This window comes from Pseudomonas sp. TMP9 (genome assembly GCF_037943105.1).
Lineage (GTDB): Bacteria > Pseudomonadota > Gammaproteobacteria > Pseudomonadales > Pseudomonadaceae > Aquipseudomonas.
Genome location: NZ_CP149803.1, coordinates 2912956 through 2926639, shown reverse-complemented (window position 1 = coordinate 2926639; position 13684 = coordinate 2912956). Strand labels below are relative to the sequence as shown.

General features: G+C 59.1%; 14 protein-coding genes. 9 read left to right on the top strand and 5 right to left on the bottom strand.

Features of this window, described 5'->3' with window-relative positions; translation table 11 throughout:
- The first annotated feature begins 277 nt into the window (after positions 1-277).
- The 6 genes from WF513_RS13920 (at position 278) to WF513_RS13895 (ending at position 5032) form a co-directional block, all read left to right on the top strand.
- A complete protein-coding gene (locus WF513_RS13920) occupies positions 278-664 on the top strand; it encodes a DUF2946 domain-containing protein (protein ID WP_339079986.1) in 387 nt (128 codons plus the stop codon).
- A gap of 202 nt (positions 665-866) precedes the next feature.
- Positions 867-1349, top strand: a complete 483-nt coding sequence (locus WF513_RS13915; RefSeq protein WP_339079985.1) for a copper chaperone PCu(A)C — start codon at positions 867-869, stop codon at positions 1347-1349.
- A gap of 117 nt (positions 1350-1466) precedes the next feature.
- Positions 1467-1838, top strand: coding sequence for a DUF2946 domain-containing protein (locus tag WF513_RS13910; protein WP_339079984.1), 372 nt, complete (start codon positions 1467-1469; stop codon positions 1836-1838).
- Between the two features lie 118 nt (positions 1839-1956).
- Entirely contained in the window at positions 1957-4032 is a 2076-nt protein-coding gene (locus WF513_RS13905; protein WP_339083590.1) for a TonB-dependent copper receptor, read from the top strand.
- Between the two features lie 200 nt (positions 4033-4232).
- Positions 4233-4499, top strand: coding sequence for a PepSY domain-containing protein (locus tag WF513_RS13900; protein ID WP_339079983.1), 267 nt, complete (start codon positions 4233-4235; stop codon positions 4497-4499).
- Positions 4499-5032, top strand: coding sequence for a cytochrome b/b6 domain-containing protein (locus tag WF513_RS13895; RefSeq protein WP_339079982.1), 534 nt, complete (start codon positions 4499-4501; stop codon positions 5030-5032). The genes WF513_RS13900 and WF513_RS13895 overlap by 1 nt, the downstream gene beginning before the upstream one ends.
- Before the next feature lie 75 nt (positions 5033-5107).
- Here the strand turns inward: WF513_RS13895 and WF513_RS13890 are convergent, their stop codons facing one another.
- The 5 genes from WF513_RS13890 to WF513_RS13870 all read right to left on the bottom strand — a co-directional run bounded on the left by WF513_RS13890 (position 5108) and on the right by WF513_RS13870 (position 9311).
- A complete protein-coding gene (locus WF513_RS13890; protein WP_339079981.1) occupies positions 5108-6055 on the bottom strand; it encodes an adenosine deaminase in 948 nt (315 codons plus the stop codon).
- Between the two features lie 69 nt (positions 6056-6124).
- On the bottom strand, positions 6125-6811 hold the full coding sequence (locus WF513_RS13885) for an SDR family oxidoreductase (protein WP_339079980.1): 687 nt from the start codon (positions 6809-6811) through the stop codon (positions 6125-6127).
- A 78-nt stretch (positions 6812-6889) separates the two neighbouring features.
- Positions 6890-7477 carry a YigZ family protein gene (locus tag WF513_RS13880; protein WP_339079979.1) on the bottom strand — a complete coding sequence of 196 codons (588 nt, stop codon included), beginning with the start codon at positions 7475-7477 and terminating at the stop codon, positions 6890-6892.
- Positions 7477-8148 carry a TetR/AcrR family transcriptional regulator gene (locus WF513_RS13875; protein WP_339079978.1) on the bottom strand — a complete coding sequence of 224 codons (672 nt, stop codon included), beginning with the start codon at positions 8146-8148 and terminating at the stop codon, positions 7477-7479. The genes WF513_RS13880 and WF513_RS13875 overlap by 1 nt, the downstream gene beginning before the upstream one ends.
- 242 nt (positions 8149-8390) lie before the next feature.
- Complete coding sequence (locus WF513_RS13870) at positions 8391-9311, bottom strand: LysR family transcriptional regulator (RefSeq protein WP_339079977.1); 921 nt, start codon at positions 9309-9311, stop codon at positions 8391-8393.
- A 162-nt stretch (positions 9312-9473) separates the two neighbouring features.
- On the opposite strand from WF513_RS13870, the gene WF513_RS13865 reads away from it, so the two are divergent.
- The 3 genes from WF513_RS13865 to WF513_RS13855 all read left to right on the top strand — a co-directional run bounded on the left by WF513_RS13865 (position 9474) and on the right by WF513_RS13855 (position 13626).
- On the top strand, positions 9474-10820 hold the full coding sequence (locus WF513_RS13865; RefSeq protein ID WP_339079976.1) for an aspartate aminotransferase family protein: 1347 nt from the start codon (positions 9474-9476) through the stop codon (positions 10818-10820).
- Between the two features lie 194 nt (positions 10821-11014).
- Positions 11015-12511, top strand: coding sequence for a CoA-acylating methylmalonate-semialdehyde dehydrogenase (locus WF513_RS13860; RefSeq protein WP_339079975.1), 1497 nt, complete (start codon positions 11015-11017; stop codon positions 12509-12511).
- A gap of 332 nt (positions 12512-12843) precedes the next feature.
- Positions 12844-13626 carry a gamma-glutamyl-gamma-aminobutyrate hydrolase family protein gene (locus WF513_RS13855; RefSeq protein ID WP_339079974.1) on the top strand — a complete coding sequence of 261 codons (783 nt, stop codon included), beginning with the start codon at positions 12844-12846 and terminating at the stop codon, positions 13624-13626.
- The last annotated feature ends 58 nt before the right edge of the window (positions 13627-13684 follow it).

Sequence of the window (13684 nt, the reverse complement as noted above, 5' to 3'; positions counted from 1 at the left end):
AGTTGTGCAGATGTTGCTTAGCTTAGCTGAGCTAGGCGCTAAACGCAGAGTGCAGTGCAAGGCGTTTAGGGCAAGATTAAGCGCGCAGCCCCTAGCGTGCTGCGGGAGCCGTTGAATAAACCGCGGCTGCTATTAAGCGCGTGTTGGTAAACACTTTGCGCTCAGCTGTTGGCGCACAGGCACCCAGCACACTAGTATTGAGGCCAGCACGCTGCGGCAATCCATCGCAGCGGCGCCGCACCAATGATGCGCAAGAGCAATGCTAGAGTCGCGCCCCATGAAATTAACCCGATCTGACCGTCGCCTGCTGGCCTGGATGCTGTATTTCAGCGTGCTGTTCAGTGCGTTCGCCTGCAGCATTGGCCATGGGCAAATGGCCGGTTTGCAGCTCAGCGGGTTGAGCAGTCAGTACTGCTCTTTCGACGGTAACTTCGGTGCGGGCGCGGATCTGGACGGCTCCGGTGTTGTCGCACCCAATCCCGCGACGGGAACGGGGTGCGCTCTCGCCAGCCTGTTCAGCGCGATCATTCTTGCAGCTTTCTTCGGCCTCTTAGGCTTACTGGTTGCAAGCTGCGCGGCGTTGTTAAGCGTTTTCTTCGCCCCCCATCCGGTCCGCTACCTCTGGCCATCGGCCAATCCCCGCGCCTCACCTTCAACCCTCTAGGTTTTGCCGAAGCATCGCCGTTGAACCGCATGGTTCACGTGTGTGCACGGTATGTTCGAGCTAGCGCACGCGAGCTGTGAGTCAATTTTCCATTGGTAACACCACCCGGTTCGGCGCTGGCATTGCTAGGTGTCCGGCCTGTGCTGATGCACCTTATAAAACCTTACGCCGTGGACAGCCAGTCCACTCCAGGAGAAACACCATGCTATTGAAAAAGACCCTGCTAATTGCCGCACTGCTTAGCCCAAGCCTGTTTGCCAACGCGCATGACTACAGCGTGGGCAACCTGCACATTGAACACCCGTGGTCGCGTGAGATGCCGCCGGTTGCGCCGACCGCAGCCGCTTATTTTGTGGTGCATAACAAAGGCAGTGAAGCGGATCGCCTGCTCAGTGTCAGCACCCCGGCGGCCGGTAAGGCTGAGCTGCATGAGCATGTACATGCCGATGGCCTGATGAAGATGCAGCAGGTGCAGGGCGTGGACATTGCCGCCGGTGGCGAGGTGAAGTTCGAACCCATGGGCTACCACGTCATGCTGTTCAACGTGCAGCAGCAGGCCAAAGACGGCGAACGCTTCCCGCTGACCCTGACCTTCGAGAAGGCCGGCCAGCTAGAGGTACAGGTTGATGTGCACAACGATGCGCCTAGCGCTGAGCCTATGCAGGGTGATGAGCACAGTCACTAGGGTGCTGACCCACTCGTTGCACTGCAACGAGTGGGTTCCGTAGTTTTTATTGATATTTATCAATCGCGTGACAACCACGCGTGGTCATAATTTGCGCGAGATGCTTGAGTAACCGTGATGCCCTGTAGTCGCCCCCGTTCAGCCCGCTACCGCTCAGCCTGCTTGGCCTTATTGGCCATGTTGTTGCTCAGCGTCGGGCCGCTGTGGTCGCAACTTAGCCAGCCTGTGGATATGGCATGGCTGAACGAGCTGGCCTGCGGCGAACACCGCGACGCACAAACCAGTGCCCTCAGTGATGAAGCGCTGTGGGCTAAATGCGGTTACTGCACCTTGCTGCTCAATAGCCCCGCCACCGGTTGCTCCAGCCGGACGCTGGCACTGGCGGCAACTGCGGCAGTCGACCGACATACCGCGCCGGTTCGCTCTGGAGTTGCCCGCTCAGCTATTTTTCCCGGCTCACGCAGCCGCGCACCGCCTGTTTATTCCTGATCGCAATTGCCCTTGTTACCGGCGTGAATGTTGCTAAAGCACGGCCGGTTATTAATTGGTGTGCCTCGATTTTGGAATAAATATGCTTACTCGTTCGCTGTTAACCAGTGCTGCACCTATGCGCCTCGCGCCGCTCTATGTTTGCTTGCTCTGGGCTGCTCAGGCGCATGCCGAGCAAAACGCCGAACCGTCGCTGCTGCAGTTGCCGCCCTTAGTGGTGACTGGGGTCGCTCAGCAGTCGCCGGTGACGGTGGTCACTGACCCCAAACAGCCGCGCCAGCCAGTGCCCGCCGCCGATGGCGCGGACTACCTGAAAACCATTCCCGGCTTTAATGCCATCCGCAGCGGCGGTGCCAATGGTGACCCGCTGTTTCGTGGGCAATTTGGCTCGCGCCTGAACATCCTCAGCGACGGCGGCGTGTTGCTCGGCGCATGCCCCAATCGGATGGATGCACCGACCTCTTACTTGTCACCGGAAAACTTCGACCGTTTGACCGTTATCAAAGGCCCACAAAGCGTGTTGTGGGGGCCAGGTGCCTCGGCCGCAACGATTTTGTTTGAGCGTGATACGCCGCGTTTTGAAGCCCTCGGTGGGCGTGTCGATGGCAGCGTATTAGCCGGCTCCAATGGCCGTTTTGATCGCCGTATTGATGCCACTGCCGGCGGCAGTCAGGGTTATATCCGCGTGCTCGGTAACACCGCCCAAGCCGATGACTATGAAGACGGCAATGGCGACACCGTGCCCTCGCGCTGGGAGAAATGGAACAGCGACATGCTGCTGGGCTGGACGCCGAACGACGACACCCTGATCGAACTCAGCGCCGGCCGAGGTGATGGTGAAGCGCGTTATGCCGGGCGCGGCATGGATGGCAGCCAATTCCTGCGCGAAAGCCTCGGCCTGCGCGTGCGGCTGGAGAATCTTGGCGAGGTGTTCCGAGGCCTCGAAGGGCAGGTGTATTACAACTACGCCGACCACGTGATGGACAACTTCAGCCTGCGCAGCCCAAATCCGCAGGATGTGATGGCCATGATGCGCAACCCCATGGCCAGTAATGTTGATCGTCGCACCTTGGGCGGTCGTTTGGTGGGCACGTGGACCTGGCAGTCGGTCGAGCTTAAGGCTGGCGTTGATGCCCAACGTAACGAGCACCGCAAGCGAGCCTCCACATTTATGATGGGGCGTTATACCGACTACGACCAATTCAACTGGGATAAAGATGCTGAGTTTCACAACTACGGCCTGTTCGGTGAATTGACCTGGCAGGTTAGCGAGCGTGAGCGCTGGGTCACCGGCGCACGCCTGGACCGTGCCTCGGTCAAGGATTACCGGCAGACGCTTGGCAGCCAAATGAACGGGACGCTCCGCGCCAACCCCACGGCTGATGAAACCCGCAGTGACACGCTGCCCAGTGGCTTTGTGCGTTACGAGCAGGACCTGCAAAACCTGCCGGCCACCTGGTATGCCGGCCTTGGCCACACCCAGCGCTTCCCCGATTATTGGGAGTTGTTCTCCGCCAGCCCCGGGCCAATTGGTTTTGTGCAACCGATGGAAAGCCTGGAACCGGAGAAAACCACCCAGCTGGATATGGGCATCAACTACCGGGGTGCAAAACTCGAAGCCTGGGCCTCGGTCTATGCCGGGCAGGTGCGTGATTACATCAGCTTCAGCTATGGCCCGGGGATGATGCCTGGGCATGTACGCTCGCAAGCCAGCAATATCGACGCGCGGATCATGGGCGGCGAGCTGGGCATGAGTTATCGCCTGGACAGCAACTGGAAAACCGATGCCAGCGTGGCCTATGCCTGGGCCAAAAACAGCTCGGATGATCGCCCGTTGGGGCAAACGCCGCCGCTGGAAGCGCGTTTTGGTTTGGCCTATGAGCGCAGTGATTGGAGCGCTGGCGCTCTATGGCGTGTGGTCGCGGCGCAGAACCGGGTGGATGAAGGCAAAGGCAACGTGGTCGGCAAGGACTTCGACAGCAGCAGCGGCTTTGCCGTGTTCTCGCTGAACACCGCGTACCGCTTGACGCCTGACGTCAAACTCAGTGCCGGCGTGGATAACCTCTTCGATAAAGCCTACAGCGAGCACCTCAACCTGGCCGGTAACGCCGGGTTCGGGTTTGCAGCGGACGACCCGCAAGCGTTCAACGAGCCTGGGCGCACGCTATGGACCAAGGTGGATTTCAGCTTCTAAGTTCACCTTGTGTGCGGTCGGTAAACCGGCTGCACAGCTTGGCTGCATAAACCGCATCGGCCACTTTGTCGCGAACAGATTGGCCGATGCGGTTTTTTTGTGGGCGATGGAAATAAGTGGCGCGCCTTAAGCAGTTTTTAAGCTTCGACGCGCACTGTGCTCCTGCAGACGTTAATCCACTCTCTCGAAAGGTACATCTCATGCGCAAATTAGTCCTGTTGTCCCTGCTGCTTGCCAGCCCGTTGACCTTCGCTGCGACCCAGTGCACCACCGCTGACAAAGCGCAGTGGCAGGATCAGGATGCGTTCCAGGCTGACCTCAAGGCCCAGGGTTACGAGATCAAGAAGTTCAAAGTGACCAGCGGCAACTGCTACGAAATCTACGGCTTCAACAAAGACGGCCAGAAGGTTGAGATCTACTTCGATCCGGTCACCGGCAAGGTCATCAAAGGTGGTGTTGAAGGCTGATGAATACACCCACCCAGCGCCTATGGGACCCCGTGGTCAGGCTGTTCCACTGGTCCTTAGCGGGCGTCTTCCTGGCTAATTACTTCTTCACCGAAGAAGGCGAGAACTGGCACCGCTGGTTTGGTTATTACGCTATGGCCTGGCTGACGATTCGCCTGGTGTGGGGTTTTATTGGGTCACCGGCAGCGCGTTGGGCCGACTTTTGGCCGACCCGGGCACGGCTGGCTGAGCACATACGGGCACTCGTTGGTGGCCGTGATTACCACCGCATGGGGCATTCGCCGCTAGGCGGCCTGGTCATGATCGGCATGATGCTGTTGATGCTCGGTTTGGGCGTGACCGGCTTCCTGATGGAGGAAGTCGATTATTTCTGGGGTGCTGATTTACCGCTGGAAATTCATGAATTCTGTGCCAACGCGTTAATGGCCCTGGTGGGACTGCATATCGCGGCGGCACTGTTTGAAAGCTATCGACTGAAAGAAAACCTGCCGTTGTCGATGGTCACGGGTAAGCGGCGCACGCTTGATCCGTGAATGACCGAACACGCTCAGCAGTACCGCTTAAAAAATAGCCCGGCGAATGCCGGGCTATTTTTTGCTCTGTGCGCGTTAAACCAGTCGCGCATCTAGGCTGTTTTGCGCGAGGCGCTTGGCCTGTTCCTGAGTCATGCCCAAGCTTTCATGCAGCGCAGCGAAGTTCTCGGTCACGTAGCCGCCGAAGTAGGCCGGGTCGTCCGAGTTCACCGTGACCTTCACCCCGCGTTCGAGCATCTGCAGGATGGTGTGCTGGCGCATGTCGTCGAACACGCAGAGTTTGGTATTGGACAGCGGGCACACGGTCAGCGGAATCTGCTCGTCGATCAGCCGCTGCATCAGCCGCTCATCCTCGATGGCGCGCACGCCGTGGTCGATACGTTTAACTTTCAGCAGGTCTAGGGCTTCCCAGATGTACTCGGGCGGACCTTCTTCGCCGGCGTGCGCCACGGTCAGATAACCCTCGCTGCGGGCCTTGTCGAATACCCGCTGGAACTTGCTCGGCGGATGGCCCATCTCAGAGCTGTCCAAGCCCACGGCGATAAACGCATCGCGGAACGGCACGGCTTGTTCCAGCGTTTTAAACGCCTCTTCCTCGGGCAGATGCCGCAAAAAGCTCAAGATCAAGCCGTGGCTGATGCCCAGTTGTTTCTCGCCATCCACCAGCGCCTGCTTGATGCCGCGCAGCACCACTTCAAACGCAATACCACGGTCGGTGTGGGTCTGCGGGTCGAAGAATGGCTCGGTGTGGATGACGTTCTGCGCTTTGCATTTGAGCAGGTAGGCCCACGTCAGGTCATAGAAGTCCTGTTCAGTGCGCAGCACATCGGCGCCGGCGTAATAGAGGTCGAGAAACTCCTGCAGGTTGTGAAACGCATACGCACCGCGCAGCGCTTCAACGTCATTCCAGGGCAGGGCGATTTTGTTGCGTTCAGCCAACGCAAACAGCAACTCAGGCTCCAGCGAGCCTTCTAGGTGCAGGTGCAATTCGGCTTTGGGCAAGGCGTTGAGCCAGTCGTACATAGTCAGTTCTCGTGATCAGGCGTGCGTGGCGCAAAGTTTAACCGCATGAGCAGGGCTGCGCCGGTCTGATTACCAAGGGATCGTCTGGCCCTTATAGTCGATAAAGTGGTGGCCGCCGCGTCCGGCGAACTGTTCGATCTGCTGCACCAGCCCTTTGCAGCTGTCGACGATTTCCACCGGTGCGTTGTCGCCACCCATCTCGGTCTTAACCCAGCCCGGATGCAGCGATAACACGGTGGGGCGTGGCTCGGCCAGGCTGCAGATAAAACTGTTGGTCATGGAATTGAGCGCCGCCTTGCTGGCCTTATACAGCGCCAGAGTATTGCCTTCTGGGTTGCAGACGCTACCCAGTACCGAGCTCATAAAAGCCAACACGCCGGTGTCGGGGCGCAACTGGCCAACCAAGCGCTCAGCCAGACGAATCGGCGCAAGCGCATTGGTCATAAACAACTGGCCCAACTCTTCGCAGGTGACGGCGCTGGCTGACTGATTGACCGGGCCGGAGATACCCGCGTTAATAAGAAGCAGGTCAAACGTTTGCCCCTGTAGGCGTTTAATCAGTGCCATCAAGGCTTGGCCGTCGTCGATATCCAGCGTTTCAATGTGTACGCCGGGCAGCGCGCGTAAGGCGTCTGCGCGGCTGGGGTCGCGCACCGTTGCAGTGATCTGCCAGCCATCGTGATGCAATTGCTTAACCACGCCCAGGCCGAGCCCGCGCGAGGCGCCGATGATCAGAGCAGTTCGAGTCGAGGTCATGAGGCTACTCCCAAGGTAAAGGCCGTTATCTTAGCGCCGGCAAGCCGATAGGTGTGCGGTGATGAGGTGTGCCGGGCGTTAGTGTGCGCGTTGCAAGATACTGCGACCACGGCTGATACCCGCCAGCAGCTCTTGCAGCTCGGCGACTCGTTGCGCAGGCAAGGCTAAGGACAGTTCGGCGCCTGTGGCGTCGTAGGCTTGGTTTTCCAGCAGGCAATCGAGGTCTGCTAAGCGCGCTTTGAGCAATGGCAATTCGGCAAACAGGCAATGGCAGCGACAGTGCTCACGGGCAATCAGCTCAAGACATGGCGCCGCTTGCAGGCATTTGTTGGCGCTGCCGCCATAGGCGCGGGCCAGGCCGCCGGTGCCGAGTTGAATGCCGCCGTACCAGCGGATCACCAGCACCGCGACGTGGTCCATGTCTTGCGCTTCGATGGCAGCGAGGATTGGCCTCCCGGCGGTGCCGCCCGGTTCGCCGTCATCATTAAAGCGGTAGTGCTGGCCGACTTTCCACGCCCAGCAGTTATGGCTGGCGCTGGCGTCGCTGTGTAAGGCGATAAACGCCTGCGCCTCGGCTGCACTGGCCACCGGGGCGGCGAGGGCGATAAAGCGACTTTTGCGAATATCCTCGCGGTAGTCGCAAGGGCCCAGCAGGGTGAACGGCATTAAGTGTCTTTGCCGGGCGGCGTTAAGCCGCAGCCTTTGAGGATGATGCTGATCAGGTTGTCAGTGGCTTCGTCGTAATCGGCTTTGACCAGCCGCGAGCGGCCGGTAACACGGCAGATCTGCGAAGCAAAATCGGCGTAATGTTGGGTGCTGCCCCAAAGCAGGAAAATCAAATGCACTGGGTCGACCGGGTCCATCTTGCCGGCGGCGCTCCAGGCGGCGAACACGGCAGCACGGCCGCGAAACCACGTTTGATAATCCTGATCGAGCATCTGTGACAGGTGCTCACCGCCGCTGATCACTTCCATGGCATAAATGCGCGACGCTTTCGGGTGGCGCCGCGAGAAATCCATTTTGGCGCGGATATAGCGCGCTAGCGCTTGGGCGGGGTCGTCATCGACGCTGAGGGTGTTGAAGGTGCTGTCCCACAGTTCAAGGATGTTCCCCAGCACCGCCTGATACAGCCCCAGCTTATTGCTGAAGTAGTAGTGCAGGTTGGCCTTAGGCAGCCCAACGTTCTGCGCGATGGTGTTCATGCTGGTGCCTTTAAAGCCGTGCTTAGCGAACTCTTCTTCGGCGGCCTTGATAATGGCATGTTCATTTTTCTGCCGAATACGCCCAGCCGGTTTGGTGTTTAGGTCGGCAATGTGCGCAAGTTCTTCAACGGTCATAAACGGTTCCGCAGGGGTCAGGTTTTTGGGTTGGGCAGCACTGATACCCCAGCGCTTCTTGGGAGACAAGCCGACCGGGCTTAAAAAGCACAACAGTGGATGTTTTTTTCGGGCTTTACACCGAATTTGGCCTAGGGCTGCGCCTTCAGTGCGTAGCCCGGATGCAATCCGGGGCCATCGGTCGTTTGCCAGGGCGTTCCCGGATTGCATCCGGGCTACAGCGTCGGTGCGCTCCAAACGGCTTAGCTGCAGTTCGCCAGCGCCTCCAAAAAACTCTCCAGCACCAAATGCGCACGGCGGCCTTTACGCGTGACCGAGGCCAAGCTGATGTCGTAAAACCGGCTGTTGGGTTTGAGCACGCGCAGCCGGCCTTGTTGCACCCAAGCTTGGGCATAGTGGTCGGGCAGGTAGCCGATATAGCGGCCGGTGAGAATCAAAAAAGCCATGCCTTCGCGGTCGGAGGCGCTGGCGGTGCAATTGAGCACCTGATAATGGTTTTGCACCTCGGGCGGCAGGCGGAAGGTTGGGGCGATGGCTTCTTGAGCATCGAGGCGCTCGTCCTCAAGCAGCCGGTCATCCACATAGAATAACGGGTGGCCAACCGCGCAGTAGAGCAGCGAGCGTTCGTCGTACAGCGTTTGATATTCCAGCCCCGACAGCGCCCCCACTTGCGGCACTACGCCGACATGCAAACGGCCGTCGAGTACGCCTTGCTCGACCTCACTCGGTGGCGTCATGCGGATATGAATGCGCACATCCGGACCTTGGGTTTTCAGCTGAGCCAAGGCATTGGTGATGCGCATATGCGGCACTGTCACCAGGTTGTCGGTCAGGCCGATGTTCAGTTCACCGCGCAGATGCTGGTGCAGGCCGTTGACCTCGGTGCGAAAGCTCTCCAGCGCCGCCAGCAATTGCTGGGTGCTCTGGTACACCTCGCGGCCCTCTTCGGTCAGGGCAAAACCTGCGCGGCCGCGCTGGCAAAGGCGTAAGCCCAAGCGCTGCTCAAGGTCGCTCATCTGCTGGCTAATGGCCGAGCGGCCAATGCCCAAGGCGCTTTCGGCAGCGGAAAAACCGCCGCATTCCGCCACACTGCGAAACAGCTTAAGCAGACGAATATCAAAATCACTGACTTGCGCCAACGGTTCGGGGCGGCGTGCGCTCATTGTTTGCTACTCATGGTGTGCGGCCTATTGTTTAGCTAATGCTTAACTGAAGATAAGAAGAGTCATGTTTTCTTGAATGTAAGCCCGTGGCACCTTTACTGGCAACAGATGCGTTATCTCCCAGCACCTACACCGCTTAAGTCGCACACACGTGAGGCCACCATGACCATGCAGCAGACCACTACTCCGTCCCTCGCCAGCCAGCTCAAGCTGGATGCGCACTGGATGCCGTTTTCCGCCAACCGTAACTTCAAGCGCGACCCGCGTTTGATTGTCGGCGCCGACGGTAACCACTTTATCGATGATAAGGGCCGGCGCGTGTTTGATAGCTTGTCGGGGTTGTGGACCTGCGGTGCAGGGCACAACCGCAAGGAAATACAAGATGCGGTGGCCAAGCAGTTGGGCACCCTGGACTATGCGCCTGGCTTCCAATTCGGCCACCCGTTGTCCTATCAGCTGGCCGAGAAAATCACCGAGCTGACCCCGGCCGGTCTTGACCACGTCTTTTACACCGACTCTGGCTCCGAGTGCGCCGACACCTCAGTGAAGATGGCGCGTGCTTATTGGCGCTTGAAGGGTCAGCCGAGCAAAACCAAATTTATCGGCCGTGCCCGTGGTTACCATGGCGTGAATGTCTGCGGCACCTCGCTGGGCGGCATGGGCGGCAACCGTAAAATGTTCGGCCAAATGATGGACGCCGACCACCTGCCACACACCCTGCAGACGCACTTGGCTTTTACCAAAGGCATGGCTGAAACCGGCGGTGTTGAGCTGGCCAACGAGTTGTTGAAGCTGATTGAGTTGCACGATGCCTCCAACATCGCCGCTGTGATGGTCGAACCCATGTCGGGGTCTGCGGGCGTGATCGTGCCGCCAGCTGGCTACTTAAAGCGCCTGCGTGAAATCTGCACCCAACACAACATTCTGCTGATTTTCGATGAAGTGATCACCGCCTACGGTCGTCTTGGCAAATGGACCGGCGCCGAATACTTTGGCGTCACCCCAGACATCATGAACACCGCTAAGCAGGTCACCAACGGCGCAATCCCGATGGGTGCCGTGATCGCCTCCAGCGAGATTTACAACACCTTTATGAACCAGGCCATCCCCGAGCATATGGTCGAGTTCGGCCATGGCTACACCTACTCCGGCCACCCGGTTGCCTGCGCCGCTGGCTTGGCGACGTTGGAATTGCTCAAGCGTGATCACTTGATCGAGCAATCCGCTGCCCTGGCACCGATTTTTGAAGACAAGCTGCACAGCCTCAAGGGCAGCAAGCATGTGGTCGATATCCGCAACTGCGGCTTGGCCGGTTCACTGCAAATCACCCCGCGCGACGGCGACCCGGTGATCCGTCCATTCGAGGCCGGAATCAAACTGTGGAATGCCGGGTTCTATGTGCGCTTCGGCGGCGACACCCTCCAGTTTGGGCCAACCTTTAACACCACGCCCGAGCAACTGGACTCTGTGTTCAACGCCGTGGGTGATGTACTCAACAACCTCGACTGATCGATCAACGTAGGGTGGATCGGGACGCGTAGTCGACGATTTACCTACGCGGCCCGACCCATCCATCGGCCTGATCCAATACCGTAATGGTGGATGAAAACAGCGTCATCCACCCTACGGGAACACCCCAATTTTCCTGCAGACGCCAGCCGTTCGGCATCTGCAAAAACAAGATCCGTTATTAAGGAATTGCCATGACCCTCGTTACCCACTTGATCAACGGCGAAATGATCGCCGGCACCGGTCGCACTGCCGACGTGTTCAACCCGTCTACCGGTGAAGTCAGCAAGCAAGTGGCCCTTGCAGATCGCGCCACCATGCAACTGGCCATCGACTCAGCCAAAAGCGCGTTCCCAGCCTGGCGTAAAACCCCGCCGGCCAAACGTGCCCAAGTGATGTTCCGTTTTAAGCAATTGCTCGAAGCGCACGAAGCGGCTATTGCCAAGCTGATCAGCGAAGAACACGGCAAAACCCTCGAGGACGCCGTCGGCGAGCTTAAGCGCGGCATCGAAAACGTCGAGTTTGCCTGTGGCGCGCCGCAAATTCTCAAGGGTGAATACAGCCGCAATGTCGGCCCGAACATCGACGCTTGGAGCGACCTGCAGCCGATTGGCGTAGTTGCCGGGATCACCCCATTTAACTTCCCGGCTATGGTGCCGTTGTGGATGTACCCGCTGGCCATCGTGTGCGGCAACTGCTTTATCTTGAAGCCGTCCGAGCGTGACCCAAGCTCCACCCTGTACATCGCCCAACTGCTGATCGAGGCCGGCTTGCCAAAAGGCGTGCTCAACGTGGTGCACGGCGATAAAGAAGCGGTGGATGCACTGATCGAAGCGCCAGACGTCAAAGCCCTGAGCTTCGTTGGCTCCACGCCGATTGCCGAATACATCTACAGCGAAGGCACCAAGCGCGGTAAGCGCGTTCAAGCGTTGGGCGGGGCGAAGAACCACGCCGTGCTGATGCCCGACGCCGATTTGGACAACACCGTGAATGCCCTGATGGGCGCGGCGTACGGTTCCTGCGGTGAGCGCTGCATGGCCATCTCGGTGGCCGTGTGTGTGGGTGATCAGATTGCCGATGCGCTGGTTGAAAAACTCGTGCCGCAAATCAAAACCCTGAAAATCGGCGCAGGCACCAACAGCGGCCTCGACATGGGCCCACTGGTCACCGCTGCGGCGCGTGACAAGGTCAAAGGCTACATCGACGCTGGTTTGGCCCAAGGCGCCAGCCTAGTGGTGGATGGCCGTGATTTGGTGGTGGCCGGTAATGAGAACGGCTACTTCGTCGGCGGCACCCTGTTCGACAACGTCACGCCGGAAATGACCATCTACACCGATGAAATCTTCGGTCCCGTGTTGTGCATCGTCCGCGTCAGCAGCTTGGAAGCCGCCATACAGCTGATCAACGACCACGAATACGGCAACGGCACCTGCATCTTCACCCGCGACGGCGAAGCGGCTCACCTGTTCTGCGACGAAATCGAAGTCGGCATGGTCGGCGTCAACGTGCCGCTGCCCGTACCGGTTAGCTACCACAGCTTCGGCGGCTGGAAGCGCTCGCTGTTCGGCGACCTGCACGCCTACGGCCCAGACGGCGTGCGCTTCTACACCCGCAAAAAAGCCGTGACCCAACGCTGGCCGCAACGTGCTAGCCATGAGGCCGCGCAGTTTGCTTTTCCAAGTAACGGTTAATTAACACCCAAGGGGCTGATCGCAGGATCAGCCCCTTTTTGGATCTGTTTAACTCTGTGGGAGGGGCTGGGCGGCGTTCCGCTTTAGCCGCGAGCTTTCGCAACCATCCGCTTGCATGCGATCAGTCCCCTCGCCCCGTTGGGGAGAGGGGTTGGGGAGAGGGGAGCAGTACCGCTTTACGCAGTAAACCAGCCGCGCGGGCGCGGCGTTGGTGCAGTGTCCGGCATGGCCGGTTACGGCACCCCTTGGGTGAGCGGGTTCAGGGTTTCCTGGCCCGCAAGCCCGCTCTCCCAAGGGCAGCCCACTTCAACTATTTATGAAGAGGACTTGCTATGAACAAACCCTTTATTGGCCTACCCCTGTGCCGTTGGCAGCTGACCGATCGTGACATCGGCTGGTTTCACTTGGTCGGCGAAAAATACATCCGCTCTGTTACCGGCTTCGGCGCCTTCCCGCTGATGATCCCAGCCTTTGGCGATGACCTGGACATGGACACCGTGCTCGACAGTGTCAGCGGCATCATGTTCGGCGGTTCACTGTCCAATGTGCACCCCAGCTTCTACGACGACGAACACCCCGGTCTTGGCCTTGCCGACAAACCGCGCGACGCCACCGTGCTGCGGCTGATGCGCGCCTGTATTGAGCGCGGCATCCCCTTCCTAGGTATCTGCCGCGGCGTGCAGGAAATGAATGTGCTCTATGGCGGCACCCTGCACCGCGAAGTGCACGCCGTTGCAGGTCGCCTTGATCACCGTGAGGTCAAAGACGTACCCGACGATGTAGCCTACGGTCCCATGCACAACGTGACCCTGACCGAAGGCGGCGTGCTGCACACGCTGCTCGGCGAGCGCGAAGTGAAGGTCAACTCATTGCACTGTCAGGGTATTGATCGCTTGGGTGAAGGTTTGCAGATCGAGGCCGTGGCGGAGGATGGGCAGATAGAAGCCGTCAGCGTGATCGGCGCCAAAGCCTTTGCCGTTGGGGTGCAGTGGCACCCTGAGTATCGCTATTGGGAGAAGGCAGATTACAACGCTCTGCTGGGGGCGTTTCATCAGGCGGCGCGGGACTATCAATTGAAGAAATTGGCGTTTCGCAACGAGGCGGCGCCGGCCTGAACTAAATCGATGCGCTGCACTGATGATTGAAACATTAAGGCCCATCGCGTGATGGGCC

Bases quoted from the DNA above. Each gene is read 5' to 3' on its own strand.
- WF513_RS13920 (WP_339079986.1), top strand. From the start codon at position 278: ATGAAATTAACCCGATCTGACCGTCGCCTGCTGGCCTGGATGCTGTAT.
- WF513_RS13915 (WP_339079985.1), top strand. From the start codon at position 867: ATGCTATTGAAAAAGACCCTGCTAATTGCCGCACTGCTTAGCCCAAGC.
- WF513_RS13910 (WP_339079984.1), top strand. From the start codon at position 1,467: ATGCCCTGTAGTCGCCCCCGTTCAGCCCGCTACCGCTCAGCCTGCTTG.
- WF513_RS13905 (WP_339083590.1), top strand. From the start codon at position 1,957: ATGCGCCTCGCGCCGCTCTATGTTTGCTTGCTCTGGGCTGCTCAGGCG.
- WF513_RS13900 (WP_339079983.1), top strand. From the start codon at position 4,233: ATGCGCAAATTAGTCCTGTTGTCCCTGCTGCTTGCCAGCCCGTTGACC.
- WF513_RS13895 (WP_339079982.1), top strand. From the start codon at position 4,499: ATGAATACACCCACCCAGCGCCTATGGGACCCCGTGGTCAGGCTGTTC.
- WF513_RS13890 (WP_339079981.1), bottom strand. From the start codon at position 6,055: ATGTACGACTGGCTCAACGCCTTGCCCAAAGCCGAATTGCACCTGCAC.
- WF513_RS13885 (WP_339079980.1), bottom strand. From the start codon at position 6,811: ATGACCTCGACTCGAACTGCTCTGATCATCGGCGCCTCGCGCGGGCTC.
- WF513_RS13880 (WP_339079979.1), bottom strand. From the start codon at position 7,477: ATGCCGTTCACCCTGCTGGGCCCTTGCGACTACCGCGAGGATATTCGC.
- WF513_RS13875 (WP_339079978.1), bottom strand. From the start codon at position 8,148: ATGACCGTTGAAGAACTTGCGCACATTGCCGACCTAAACACCAAACCG.
- WF513_RS13870 (WP_339079977.1), bottom strand. From the start codon at position 9,311: ATGAGCGCACGCCGCCCCGAACCGTTGGCGCAAGTCAGTGATTTTGAT.
- WF513_RS13865 (WP_339079976.1), top strand. From the start codon at position 9,474: ATGACCATGCAGCAGACCACTACTCCGTCCCTCGCCAGCCAGCTCAAG.
- WF513_RS13860 (WP_339079975.1), top strand. From the start codon at position 11,015: ATGACCCTCGTTACCCACTTGATCAACGGCGAAATGATCGCCGGCACC.
- WF513_RS13855 (WP_339079974.1), top strand. From the start codon at position 12,844: ATGAACAAACCCTTTATTGGCCTACCCCTGTGCCGTTGGCAGCTGACC.